Below are 12,720 nucleotides of genomic sequence, written 5' to 3' on the forward strand. Positions count from 1 at the left end.
GAAATCCGCGACGCACTCACTCCGAGCCGTCGCCCGCGCCGCGCGCCTTCCGAGTGGTCAATTGCCCGCGCGCCGCACCGAGTTCGGGGGAGGTGCCCAGGCGGGCGGCCTTGCCCGCGCGGTCCCCCGCGCGCCGCGCCGCCGCGGAATGCCCGGCCGAGGACTGCGGTCCACGCCAGGTGCCACGTGCCTCGGAGGTGCGGGTGTAGAAATCGGTGAGCTCGATCTCCTTGTTGCGCAAGGCGAGCGCGGTGCCGGTGGCGGGTGCGTCGGCGGGGACCACCTCGGCTTCGACCTCGGCCTTCACCGCGGCGAGCCGCTGCCCGATCCGCGCCGCGAACGCCATCTGGAAATTCAGGCGCGCCGTCACGCCCGCGACCGGCGCCTGCACCCGGCGTTGCACCTTTCGGCCCCAGCGCTTTTCGGTGACCACCTTGTCCACGGTCGCCGACCGGTACTGACCCGACTTGATGTACTGATCCGACGCGCGGACCATCTGGACGAGCAGACTCGCGTACAGCGCCTCGCAGGTATCGATGTCGGAGTCGAAACCGTAGGCGTACACCTGGGTCGAGGTGCGAGCGACATCGCAGCGCACATCGTTGGCGGACGCGATCGCGACGAAGAGTTGCACGTACGTGCGCAATCCGCGCTTGCCCGGCTCGCCGATCGGGATCATCCGCTGGATCGGCGTCGGCCTGCGTTCGCGCCCCGCGACGTGCGCACGCGCCACCGTCAGGTCGATGGACGAGCGGGTCGCGAGGCGTTGCGCCGCGGCGAGGAACGCCTCGGCCTCGTGTTCGTTGTCGGTGGACTCGGCCTGGCGCAGCAGTCCGCCGATGCGTGTCAGCATCCGTTCGGGAACCGGGTTCGGCGATGTCATCACCTGCGAGCTTAGGCGGCGGGACGCGGCGATGTAGCGCGGACTTCCCGCCACATTCCCCCGAGTAACTCCCACACCATGTATCTTGCGTTGTGCAACCGGCAGGGTGTGCTAATGCTCACGATCGATCTGGAGTGTCCGCGATGGCTGTGAAAAAGGTGTCGTCCCTACGTACGTCGCTCGTACCGAAGGCCGCGGTCGCGGCTGTCTCGGTCGCGCTGCTGACGGCGACGTTCACCAGCGCCTGCTCCAGTGACAGCGGCGGCAGCCCGACCAGCCAGAACCTGACCGGGCGCGGCCCGATCACCTACGTCGAGGGCAAGGACACCACCGAGACCGGTGCGGTCAAGCAGCTCATCGAGCGCTGGAACGCCGCGCACCCGGACGAGCAGGTGACGTTCAAGGAACAGTCGAACGACGCCTCGCAGCAGTACGACGACCTGGTCGAGCACATGCGCTCCAAGCAGTCCAACTACGACGTGGTCGCCCTCGACGTGCCGTGGACCGCCGAGTTCGCCGCGAAGGGCTGGATCCAGCCGCTCAAGGACGCCTTCGCCATCGACACCTCCGCGCTGCTCTCCCCGCCGGTCGCCAGCGCCACCTACAACAACACGCTGTACGCGGCCCCGCGAAACACCAACGGCGGCTTGCTGTTCTACCGCAAGGACCTGGTGCCGAACGCGCCGAAGACCTGGACCGAGCTGCTCGCCCAGTGCCCGCTGGCCAAGGAGCAGAACATCGGCTGCTACGCCGGTCAGTTCGCGCCGTACGAGGGCCTGACGGTGAACACCGCCGAGGTGATCAACGCCTACGGCGGCAGCTTCGTCGGCGCCGACGGCAAGACCCCGACGGTGAACAGCCCGCAGTCCCGGGCCGGCCTGAAGGTACTGGTCGACGCCTACAAGAGCGGCGATATCCCGCCGGAGGCCATCTCGTTCAAGGAGCCGGAGAGCAGCAACGCGTTCGCGCAGGGCAAGCTCATGTTCCTGCGTTCGTGGCCGTCCACCTACGGTGACGTCGGCGGCGAATCGTCCGCGGTGAAGGACAAGTTCGCGGTCGCCCCGCTGCCCGGTGAGAACGGTGTCGGCGCGTCCACGCTCGGCGGCTACAACGCGGCGATCAGTGCCTACTCCAAGAACAAGGCCACCGCGCTCGACTTCCTGCGCTTCCTGATCAGCGAGGACGCCCAGCACATCGTCGCCTCCGGTGCGCTGCCCTCGGTGCGCGCGTCGATGTACGACGACCCGGCCCTGATCGCGAAGATGCCGTACCTGCCCGCGCTCAAGGATTCCATCGCCAGCGCGGTGCCGCGCCCGGTCACGCCGTTCTATCCCGCGGTGTCGAAGGCCATCCAGGAGAACGCCTATGCTGCGCTGAAGCAGACCAAGTCGGTCGACGACGCGATCACCGGCATGCAGAAGGGCATCGAGACCGCGGGATCGTAGGCGGAAGCGCAACGGACCCGACGAGACCCGTAGGAGAGAGAAACGGTGTCGGATCCTTCGGGAGCGGCCAGCACTGTGTCGAGTGAGGATTTCCTGCCACGCAAGCGTGGCCTCGGCGAAACTCTGGCATTGGAAATGCGGCGCTCCGGTAAAGCCTGGCTGTTCGTCGCGCCGGTACTGCTGGCGCTGGCGGTGGTCATCGGTTATCCGGTGGTGCGCGCGCTGTGGATGTCGTTCCAGAAGGATTCGGGGCTGGACCCGGCGACGGGCATGTTCACCGAGGGTGGCAGCGCCGGCTTCTCGAACTACACGCACTGGCTGCTGCAACAGTGCCAGGCGGGCGGCGAGACGGTCAGCTGTCCCACCGGCAACCTCGGGTCGCAGTTCTGGCTGGCCATCGGCGTCACGCTGTTCTTCACGGTGGTCACGGTGACGCTGGAGGCCACGCTCGGCCTCGGCTTCGCCATGGTGATGGGCAAGACGTTCCGCGGCCGCGCCCTGCTGCGCGCCGCGGTGCTGATCCCGTGGGCGATCCCCACCGCGGTCACGGCGCGGCTGTGGGAGTTCATGTTCCAGTACGACGGCGTGGTGAACCGGGTGTTCGGCACCCACATCCTGTGGACCTCCGACGCCTGGGCCGCCCGGTTCGCGGTGATCGCCGCCGACGTGTGGAAGACGACGCCGTTCATGGCGCTGCTGCTGCTGGCGGGCCTGCAGGTGATCCCGGCCGACGTGTACGAGGCGGCCCGGGTCGACGGCGCGACCGCCTGGCAGCGCTTCACCCAGATCACCTTGCCGCTGCTGCGCCCGGCCCTGCTCGTCGCGGTGCTGTTCCGCACCATGGACGCGCTGCGCATGTACGACCTGCCCGCGATCATGACGCTGAACAACCCGTCCACCCGGGTGCTGTCGATCCTGGTGGTCGACCAGGTCCGGCAGGGCCCCAACAGCGCGGCCGCGCTGTCGACGATCACCTTCCTGCTGATCTTCGCGGTGGCCTTCGTGCTGGTGAAGGTCTTGGGCGCCAACGCCGTCCGGACCCAAGAGGAACAGCGGGAGGCGCACTGATGTCCGTACAGACTTCGGCAAAGCCTGCCGCGCAATCGGTTCCGTGGACCCACCGGCTCAAGTCGGTGCGGCTCTACGCCGGTGTGTTCATCGTGCTGGTGTGGGGGCTCGGGCCGTTCTACTGGATGGCCGTGACCGCGTTCCGCGATCCGGACTACACGTTCGACAGCACCCCGTGGCCCACGCACGTCACGCTGGAGAACTTCCGCAACGCCTTCGACACCAGCCGCGGCAACAACTTCGGCCGGGCGTTGATCAACAGCGTGGTCATCGGCTCGATCACCACGGTGATCGCCCTGCTGATCGGCGTGCTGGCGGCGTACGCGCTGGCGCGGCTCACCTTCCGCGGCAAGTACCTGGTGTCGGGCCTGATCCTGAGCGCCTCGATGTTCCCGGTGGTGGTGCTGGTGACCCCGCTGTTCCAGCTCTTCACCAACATCGGCTGGATCGGCGAATACCAGGCGATGATCATCCCGAACATCTCGTTCGTGCTGCCGATGACCGTCTACATCCTGGCTTCCTTCTTCACCGAATTGCCGTGGGAGCTCGAAGAAGCCGCGCGGATCGACGGCGCGACGAAGATGCAGGCCTTCCGCCTGGTGATGCTGCCGCTGGCCGCGCCCGCGGTGTTCACCACCGCGATCCTCGCGTTCATCGCGGCGGTCAACGAATACCTGCTGGCCCGGCTGCTCTCCTCGGACAAGACCGAGCCGGTGACCGTCGCGGTCGCCCGGTTCTCCGGTAACAACCCGCTGGTGGAGCCCTACGCGGCGATCATGGCGGCGGGCACGATGGTGTCCATTCCGCTGGTGCTCATGGTGCTGCTGTTCCAGCGCCGGATCATCTCCGGCCTCACCGCCGGTGGCGTGAAGAGCTAGCTCTCGCGCAGAATTCCGGTGCGCCGCAACGGCCCGGTGATAGCATCGCGGGTCACCCACGGCACGAGTACAGTCGTGCCGTGGGGGCACATTTCCGATCGTTGTTCGTGCAGGTGAGATTCGACCGACGCTCCGGGAGGAGATGATCGTGGGCTCGATTCGCAGGCGGAAAGCGCGGCGCGGCACTGATTCCGCGCCCTACTCCTCCATCGCGGGCTTCAACGAGCTGACCTCACCCGCCGCCCGCGCGAAGCGGCGCGCGCACGCGGCGAAGGACCGCCCGCCGACCACACCGAAACCCACTACGGATCCGAATCGCCCGCCGCGCACCCGAGCGGAACGGTTCCGCCGGCTCGTGCTGGCGCTGTTCATCATCTTCGGCGTGGTGCCACTGCTGCTCTCGGTGCTCGTCTACTGGAGCGCCGAGATCCCCGATCCGAGTTCGGTGCAGACCAACCAGATCGCCACCATCCTGGCCGCCGACAGCAGCACGGTGATCGCCAAAGTCGTGCCGCCGAACGGGAATCGGACGCCGGTCCCGCTGGCCGAGGTGCCGCAGTCGACCCGCGACGCGATGCTGTCCGCGGAGGACCGCAACTTCTACAGCAACCCCGGCTACTCGACCTCCGGCTTCCTGCGCGCCGCCCGGGACAACCTGCTCGGCCGCGACGACGCGGGCGGCGGCTCCACCATCACCCAGCAGTATGTGAAGAACGCCTTCCTCGGTTCCGAACGCACGCTGACCAGGAAGATGCGCGAGCTGATCATCGCGGCGAAGATGGCGCGCCAGTGGAGCAAGGACGACATCCTCGCCGCCTATCTCAACACCATCTACTACGGGCGCGGCTCGTACGGGATCGCGGCCGCGACCAAGGCGTATTTCAACAAGCCGGTGAATCAGCTGACCCTGGCCGAGGGCGCGGTGCTCGCCGCACTCGTGCGCACCCCGTCCATCCTCGACCCGGAAACCCACCTGCCCGACCTGACGGCCCGCTGGCAGTACGTGCTCGACGGCATGGTCGAGATGGGCGTGCTCGCGCCGGGCACCCGCGATGCCACCACGTTCCCGGCGATCATCCCGCTCAACGAGATTCCCGACGAGAACGTGGCCCGCGGGCCCGAGGGGCTGATTCGCGCCCAGGTGGTTCGCGAGCTGCGTTCCGCCGGGATCAGCGAGCACGAATTGAACACCGGGGCTTTGCAGATCACCACCACGATCGACGCCAAGGCACAGCAGGCGGTGCTCGGCGCGGTGCAGGATCGGCTGGCCGGTCAGCCCCCGGAACTGCGCGCGGCGGTGGTGTCGATCGATCCGCGTTCCGGCGCGGTGCGCGCCTACTTCGGCGGATTCGACGGCATCGGCTACGACTTCGCCCAGGCGCCGCTGCAGACCGGGTCGGCGTTCAAACCGTTCGCGGCGATCGCCGCGCAGCAGCAGAGCGTCCCGCTGACCCGGCTGCTGGACAGTTCCCCGGTCACCGACCGCGGCACGAAAATCACCAACGTGGACGGTGAATCGTGCGGCAAATGCACCATGGCCGAGGCGCTCAAACGATCGCTGAACACCAGCTTCTACCGGCTCACCATGTCAATGTTCGACGGCCCGAAGGCGATCGCCGACGCGGCGCACGCGGCGGGTATCCCGGAGGAGATCCCCGGCGTGGCCGGGAAGACGCTCACCGAGGACGGCGGCCGGCCGTTGAACGGAATCGTGTTGGGGCAGTATCTCGTTCGTCCCATCGATATGGCCTCCGCCTATGGCACCATCGGTGCGTCCGGGGTTTATCACCAGCCGTACTTCGTGCAGCGGGTGGTGACCGGTGACGGACGGGTGCTGCTGGATCGCGGCGCTCCGGAACAGCAGATCGGCAAACAGATGCCCGCAGGGCAACAGCGCATACCGAAGGCGATCGCCGACAAGACCACGCAGGCGATGACACCGATCGCGGCATACTCCAACGGCCACGCCCTCGCCGGTGGCCGGCCGTCCGCGGCCAAGACCGGCACCACCCAGCTCGGCGAGTCCGCGGACAACAAGGACGCGTGGATGATCGGGTTCACCCCGGCGCTGTCCACGGCCGTCTGGATCGGGACCGAACGGTCCCAGCCCATCCACACCGCCCGCGGGTCGGACATCTACGGCTCCGGCCTGCCCGCAGACATCTGGAAGCAGGTGATGGACAACGCGCTCGACGGCACGCCGGTCGAGCAGTTTCCCGCCGTGGACGGGCCCGGCCCGGCCGCGACACCCAACGCGAACAAGCCCTCCGGCGGCACCTACGACATCCTGAACCCGCCGACGGGCGCCCCGCGTGAGCCGGTCGTCATCATCCCGCCCGCCCCGCAGCCGCCCAAGGAAGTGGAGATCTTCCCCGGGCTGAGCATTCCGGTCCCGGGATAGCGATGATGCTGTGACCTTCGAGCACCCGGGGGAACGGTTGGCATGGCAGCATCGTTTGCCAGAGTGAGAGCGAACAGGGACTGTGTCGGAACAGGCCGACGCCGGAGTCCCGGGATCGATGCGGAAGGATATGCGCTCGAACGACGACACAGCGGTGTGAGCGACAGGCCCGGAGGCGGCGACTTGCCTGACCACGATGGGCTTCGAAACGGAACACAGCGACCCGCGAACCGGCCCGGAGGCGCACCACGAAGGGCCAGGGAGCGCCGCAATTGGAGACAGACGAGACATAGGGGCTACGCCGGTGGATTTCAATGTCGTTGACCAACCCGAGACGCTGGTGGCGGGCACGGTACTGCGCAGCCCGGCGCTCGCGGTCGAGGGGCCGCGCCGCGCGAAAGTCGAAGAGGCGTGGAAGCGCAATCTGGCGCGCCAATTGCCCGGACCGCCGACGACCGCGTACGTCGACCACGCGCCGGAGATCAATTCGTATCTGACCCACATCGTGGGTTATCGCTGCCGCAGCCTCGACGACTTATTGCCCGGCGACGTACTGGCCCGGGTGCCCGCGGGACGATTCGCGCGGTTCATCGCCAGCGGTGACAACCTCGGCGACACCATCGTCTACATCTGGCGCTCGGTGTGGGATGCCGAGGCCGCGGGCCGTTTCGTGCGGTCCTATACCGGCGATTGGGAGCATTATCCCGACGCGCGCACGGTCGAAGTCTTCGTAGCGCTGGCAGACGATCAGGTCGACGGGTAGGAACAGACTGTGGACTTCGAGATTGTCACGTTGGACGAGAGCCTGGTCGCCGGACTGACCGTCCCGCTGGCCGGGCGTGAGGTGACCGCCCGCGACCTCGACCTGGTGAACTTCACCTGGGACCGCTACCTCGCGCGGGAAAAGAACGTGCCGCGGGTGGCCGCCTATATCGGCCAGAACGATCACGCCGTCGCGGTGCTCGGTTACGAGATCACCGGCATGGCCGAAATGGACGCCGGCGACGTGCTCACCCGCGTCCCGCAGGGCCGCTACGCCAAGTTCGTCGTCTCCGACAAGCCCTACGACCTGCTCCGCACCGCCTGGGCCCAGGTCCGCAAGGCCGAAAGCGCCGGCACCATCACCCGCTCCCACACCGCCGAACTCGAGCGCTACACCGGCCCCACCTCCGTAGAGGTCTACGTCTCCCTCGACTGACCCTCGACCGAAAAACGCCTAGAGCCACACGCAGGTCTGCGTGTGGCTCTAGGCGTTTCAGGGGCTCCGAGATGTGTGGAAGCGAGGTTCTGAAAGACCTGTCGGTCTGCATCGTGCGTCAAGGGAAGGTAGAAATCTCAACTGCCCGGCAGTCGGCCTGAGACACGGACCCGAGCTACCGAATCACGGGTATCCGTTCTTTGTCGGTGTCCCAGGGTGTCACATCGAGGTGTCGCATCACGGTTTCGCATGATCAGGTTTGCATAGGTGAGCGCGAAACAGATATTCACCGAACGATCTTGCGCATACAGTCGTTGGTTGTGTTCGGATACTCTGATGCCATGCACACACAGACGTCCACTGCGCCAACAACATCGATGCAGGTCGATGGCATTGCCGACGGCGTGGACGTGGGCGACGCCGGGCCCCAAGCCACTCCTCAGGAAACCCGACTGGAGCTGCTGAAAGTCTCCGGTCGCGGGTACACAGTTGTGCGCCATCTGTTCACTCAGTTGCCCTCCGATGAGTCAGCGCGAGCCAGCGTGCTCGGCCCCATGGTCACAGACCGCAAGCGCCGCTCGATTCAGCTCTACCTCATGCTGCTGACGGCGTGGCCGTATGTGGCGAACCTGGCGGAGAAGGGCCAGCCTCCGTTGGCATCGGAGGTATGGGCCCGGGCCCTGCGGACGCAAAAAGGCAGGCAATGGACAAACACCCACGTGTCCGCCGCCTGGACCGACCTGGAGCAGCGCGGTTTGATCGACCGGAAGCGGCTCGCGCGCGGCGTGGTGGTGCGACCACGCCGGGAAGATGGCAACGCCGACTATACGAAGCCAGGACAGAAAGCCAACGACCGCAGGGAGACCTACTTTGTTCTCCCCCAGGAATTCTGGACAGAAGAGTGGTTCGAACGGCTCACCTTGCCGGGGCTTGCGATGTTACTGGTCATCTCGGCGGGCACCAGCGACAAAGCCGAGATCTGGCTGACGAACGCGAAAGTTCAAGACTGGTACGGCATCTCACCGCGTTCCGCTGAAGCCGGTATCGAAGACCTGAAAGCGCACGGTCTACTCACCGAACGCGTCGAGTGGATCAAAGCGCCGTTGTCCGCGATCGGTGCCACGCAACGGCACTGGTACAGCCTCGCTGGCGCGTTCGGCACCGACCAACGCCGCAAGGTCCAAAAGGCTGCACAGGTTCAGTTGGAGACGCGCAGAGGAAAAAGCGCATCCGGCGACGTCGCGGACCCGGAGGTTCGCCGGGTTCTCGTCAAGAAGACCGGCAAGAAGCAGAAGAAGCGCCCATCCGGAGAGGTCGCTGGGAAATGACTACCGACGACACGAACCGCCCGGCGTCCGAGGCGACTTCGACCCACGCGTGGATCGATGAATCGAGCATCGAGCGGGTCGCGGAGGGAGCCGGTGGCTTCTACGTGCTGGCTGCGGTCATCGCTTCCCCGCTCGACTGCGAGGCATTTCGCATGGACCTCGCAGCGCTGCTCCCCAAAGGAGCCGGCCGATTGCATTGGCGCGATGAATCGGCAGCACAACGACGCAAGGTCGTCGACGCCATAACCGGGTATGGCCTGACCAACTTGGTTGTGATCAGTGATCAGGCCGATTCCCGCAAACAGGAACGGGCCAGGCGCAAGGGGATGGAACGAATGCTGGTCGAGCTTGCGAGCCTTGAAGTCTCGCAGGTGGTGATCGAGGCTCGGACGAAAGCACTCAACAGCAGAGACCAAAGCCTGGTTGCCACGCTTCGCACTTCCGGCGCACTGCCGACGCGGATGCGGGTCGATTTCGAGTCTCCGAAGACCGAACCCATGCTCTGGATACCGGATGCGGTAGCTGGGGCCACCGGCCTCGCACACCGAGGCGGCGATGCCGGTTTCCTGGCAAAACTGAGCGAAGTGACTGTGCAGATCGATCTTCGGTCGGCTTAGGACGCGAGAGCCGGGTCCCGTCGTCCGGCGGGATCCCGGCCTCACTTCCTCCCTACCCGCAGGGGGAGGCTCACCCTCGAGTGTAGAGAGCCTGAGCAGACAGCAGCGCAGTGCCGGGGAAACAGCAAGCCGCCCGGAGGAATACACCTCCGGGCGGCTCGCTCATCGATCTCATGCCCCGCACAGCGCGAGCCCAACGAGCGCGTTCATGGCCCGTCTCGCGTCCGAGCGGACGAAGCGCACGCGCCGCAGGCGCAAGTCTCGTCCGCTCGGACGCGAGACACCGAGGGGCCATGAACACGCCGCGGCCACGCGGCAGAAAACTCAGCCCTCGATGATGAAGGCTTCCAGTTGGGCGCGGGCGACGTCGTCGGCCAGCTGCTTCGGCGGGGACTTCATCAGGTAGGCCGAGGCCGGGATGACGGGGCCGCCGATGCCGCGGTCCTTGGCGATCTTCGCGGCACGCACCGCGTCGATGATGATGCCCGCCGAGTTCGGCGAATCCCACACCTCGAGCTTGTACTCCAGGTTCAGCGGCACGTCGCCGAAGGCGCGACCCTCGAGCCGGACGTAGGCCCACTTGCGGTCGTCGAGCCAGCCGACGTGATCGGACGGGCCGATGTGCACGTCGTTGGCGCCGAGCTCCTTCTTCAGGTTGCTGGTGACGGCCTGGGTCTTGGAGATCTTCTTGGACTCCAGGCGCTCGCGCTCGAGCATGTTCTTGAAGTCCATGTTGCCGCCGACATTCAGCTGCATGGTGCGGTCGAGCTGCACACCGCGATCCTCGAACAGCTTGGCCATGACGCGGTGCGTGATGGTCGCGCCGACCTGGCTCTTGATGTCGTCGCCGACGATGGGCACGCCCGCCTTGGTGAACTTCTCGGCCCATTCCGGATCGGAGGCGATGAACACCGGCAGCGCGTTGACGAACGCGACGTCGGCGTCGATGGCGCACTGCGCGTAGAACTTGTCGGCCTCTTCCGAGCCGACCGGCAGGTACGACACCAGGACGTCGACCTTGTTGTCCTTCAGCACCTTGACCACATCGACCGGCTCGGCCTCGGACAGCTCGATGGTCTCGGCGTAGTACTTGCCGATGCCGTCCAGGGTCGGGCCCCGCTGCACGACGACGTCGCTCGGCGGCACATCGGAGATCTTGATCGTGTTGTTCTCGCTGGCGAAGATCGCCTCGGCGAGGTCGAAGCCGACCTTCTTGGCGTCCACGTCGAACGCGGCGACGAACTTCACGTCGCGGACGTGGTACTTGCCGAACTTGACATGCATGAGACCGGGCACGGTCGCGGTCTCGTCCGCGTCCTTGTAGTACTGCACACCCTGGACCAGCGAGGAGGCGCAGTTGCCTACACCCACGATGGCGACGCGAACTTCGGTGGCGTTGTCAGCCTTCTGTGCTTCACTCATGGCCGATATTTCCCTCTTTCTGTGGTGCCGCCTTCGTCGATTGCTCCGCCGCAATCAACTCGTTGAGCCAGCGCACTTCGCGCTCGCTTGATTCGAGTCCGAGCTGATGGAGCTGCCGGGTGTAGCGATCGAGCGAGCCGCTGGCCCGCTTGATCGCCTCCCGCAGCCCTTCTCGGCGCTCTTCGACCTGGCGCCGCCTGCCCTCCAGAATCCGCATCCGCGCTTCCGCGGGGGTGCGGCTGAAGAAGGCGAGGTGCACGCCGAAGCCGTCGTCTGTGTAGTTCTGCGGTCCGGTGTCGGCCAGCAGTTCGCTGAACCGCTCCCGGCCCGCAGGCGTCAGTTGGTAGACCCGGCGCGCACGGCGCGCGACCACGCCCGCCGGGATCTCCTCCGCGATCAACCCGTCGGACTGCATGCGGCGCAGCGTGGGGTAGAGCGACCCGTAGGAGAAGGCACGAAACGCGCCGAGCAGGCCGGTCAGCCGCTTGCGCAGCTCGTAGCCGTGCATGGGCGATTCGAGGAGCAGCCCGAGGATTGCCAGCTCGAGCACCGGGCTTCACCTCCCTGACTATGTACAGACCTAACTGATGGATGCGACTCCAAACTATATCGGAGCGATATAACCGTGCACAGCCCCGCTCGATATAACCCGCGATCTACCGGCTTTCTCATACCCCTGAGCCGGGGCACCCCCTCGGCAACACCGCTACTCTGGTTCTCGTGCGAATCCAGCGGCAAGTGGTCGACTACGCCCTCCGGCGGCGATCTCTGCTGGCCGACGTGTATGCGGGCCGTGTCGATGTCGCCGAGGTATGTGATGCGAATCCCTATCTCCTGCGTGCGGCGAAGTTCCATGGTCGGGGGAGCGAGGTCACATGCCCGATCTGCCGGAAAGAACAGCTCACGCTTGTATCTTGGGTCTACGGCGACGGCCTGGGACCGATGGCGGGTTCGGCTCGCACCCCGGAGGAGCTGGCGCGTCTCGATGAGACTCGCGAAGAGTTCTCGGTCCATGTCGTCGAGGTGTGCCGGTCCTGCAGCTGGAATCATCTGGTGCAGTCCTATGTGCTCGGTACCGCGCCGGCGCCCACGCGCCGCCGCACCGGGACCCGAGCCAACCGGCGCACCGCAGCCGAATGAAGTGCCTGGTCATCTGCCCGTCGGGTGACTCGCGGAGCCGAAACGGGTCCGCCGCGGTCCGCGTGACCGCACCGAGCCACCAGCAACGTCACGAGTTATGGAGATCTTGTCAGTGAATTCGCCCTACGAGACTTCCCCCTACGGCGATGACCCGAACGGCGGCCGTGCTCCGCGGAGTTCACATCCAGGTCCCAACCCGTACCAGAACCCCCGGCCCGGGCCGCCGCCCGGCGCGCGTCCGGGTCCGCCACCCCAGCGTCCGGCCCCGTACCCGGGCGAGCTGCGTGGCCCACAGCCACAGCGCCGCCCCGGCCCGCCCCCGCCCCCGCAGCAGCGGCCG

The 12,720-nt window shown here is 66.5% G+C and carries 12 protein-coding genes; 9 read left to right on the forward strand and 3 right to left on the reverse strand.

Annotated elements, in window-relative coordinates; translation table 11 throughout:
* Nucleotides 1-16: 16 nt before the first annotated feature.
* On the reverse strand, nt 17-883 hold the full coding sequence (locus NVU01S_RS10155) for a DUF2786 domain-containing protein (protein ID WP_244467094.1): 867 nt from the start codon (nt 881-883) through the stop codon (nt 17-19).
* A gap of 143 nt (nt 884-1,026) precedes the next feature.
* On the opposite strand from NVU01S_RS10155, the gene NVU01S_RS10160 reads away from it, so the two are divergent.
* From NVU01S_RS10160 to NVU01S_RS10195, 8 genes are all read left to right on the forward strand, one after another.
* Nucleotides 1,027-2,328 carry an ABC transporter substrate-binding protein gene (locus tag NVU01S_RS10160; protein ID WP_043664085.1) on the forward strand — a complete coding sequence of 434 codons (1,302 nt, stop codon included), beginning with the start codon at nt 1,027-1,029 and terminating at the stop codon, nt 2,326-2,328.
* A 135-nt stretch (nt 2,329-2,463) separates the two neighbouring features.
* Nucleotides 2,464-3,396, forward strand: a complete 933-nt coding sequence (locus NVU01S_RS10165; RefSeq protein ID WP_043664088.1) for a carbohydrate ABC transporter permease — start codon at nt 2,464-2,466, stop codon at nt 3,394-3,396.
* A complete protein-coding gene (locus NVU01S_RS10170) occupies nt 3,396-4,274 on the forward strand; it encodes a carbohydrate ABC transporter permease (protein WP_052280152.1) in 879 nt (292 codons plus the stop codon). The genes NVU01S_RS10165 and NVU01S_RS10170 overlap by 1 nt, the downstream gene beginning before the upstream one ends.
* 142 nt (nt 4,275-4,416) lie before the next feature.
* On the forward strand, nt 4,417-6,675 hold the full coding sequence (locus NVU01S_RS10175) for a transglycosylase domain-containing protein (RefSeq protein ID WP_043664089.1): 2,259 nt from the start codon (nt 4,417-4,419) through the stop codon (nt 6,673-6,675).
* Between the two features lie 304 nt (nt 6,676-6,979).
* Complete coding sequence (locus tag NVU01S_RS10180; RefSeq protein ID WP_029900839.1) at nt 6,980-7,438, forward strand: GyrI-like domain-containing protein; 459 nt, start codon at nt 6,980-6,982, stop codon at nt 7,436-7,438.
* 9 nt (nt 7,439-7,447) lie between these two features.
* Nucleotides 7,448-7,873, forward strand: a complete 426-nt coding sequence (locus tag NVU01S_RS10185) for a GyrI-like domain-containing protein (protein ID WP_014989045.1) — start codon at nt 7,448-7,450, stop codon at nt 7,871-7,873.
* A 341-nt stretch (nt 7,874-8,214) separates the two neighbouring features.
* Nucleotides 8,215-9,201, forward strand: coding sequence for a hypothetical protein (locus NVU01S_RS10190; protein ID WP_156161408.1), 987 nt, complete (start codon nt 8,215-8,217; stop codon nt 9,199-9,201).
* Entirely contained in the window at nt 9,198-9,818 is a 621-nt protein-coding gene (locus tag NVU01S_RS10195; RefSeq protein ID WP_043664096.1) for a hypothetical protein, read from the forward strand. The genes NVU01S_RS10190 and NVU01S_RS10195 overlap by 4 nt, the downstream gene beginning before the upstream one ends.
* Before the next feature lie 324 nt (nt 9,819-10,142).
* On the opposite strand, the gene NVU01S_RS10200 is transcribed toward NVU01S_RS10195, so the two are convergent.
* Both NVU01S_RS10200 and NVU01S_RS10205 read right to left on the reverse strand, forming a co-directional pair.
* A complete protein-coding gene (locus NVU01S_RS10200) occupies nt 10,143-11,240 on the reverse strand; it encodes an inositol-3-phosphate synthase (RefSeq protein ID WP_043664099.1) in 1,098 nt (365 codons plus the stop codon).
* Nucleotides 11,233-11,790 carry a PadR family transcriptional regulator gene (locus NVU01S_RS10205; RefSeq protein WP_014989047.1) on the reverse strand — a complete coding sequence of 186 codons (558 nt, stop codon included), beginning with the start codon at nt 11,788-11,790 and terminating at the stop codon, nt 11,233-11,235. The genes NVU01S_RS10200 and NVU01S_RS10205 overlap by 8 nt, the downstream gene beginning before the upstream one ends.
* A 170-nt stretch (nt 11,791-11,960) precedes the next feature.
* Here NVU01S_RS10205 and NVU01S_RS10210 point away from each other — a divergent pair, with 170 nt between their 5' ends.
* Complete coding sequence (locus NVU01S_RS10210) at nt 11,961-12,380, forward strand: DUF5318 domain-containing protein (RefSeq protein ID WP_158439950.1); 420 nt, start codon at nt 11,961-11,963, stop codon at nt 12,378-12,380.
* Nucleotides 12,381-12,720: the final 340 nt, after the last annotated feature.

Source organism: Nocardia vulneris, from assembly GCF_001613425.1.
Taxonomy (GTDB): Bacteria; Actinomycetota; Actinomycetes; order Mycobacteriales; family Mycobacteriaceae; genus Nocardia; species Nocardia vulneris.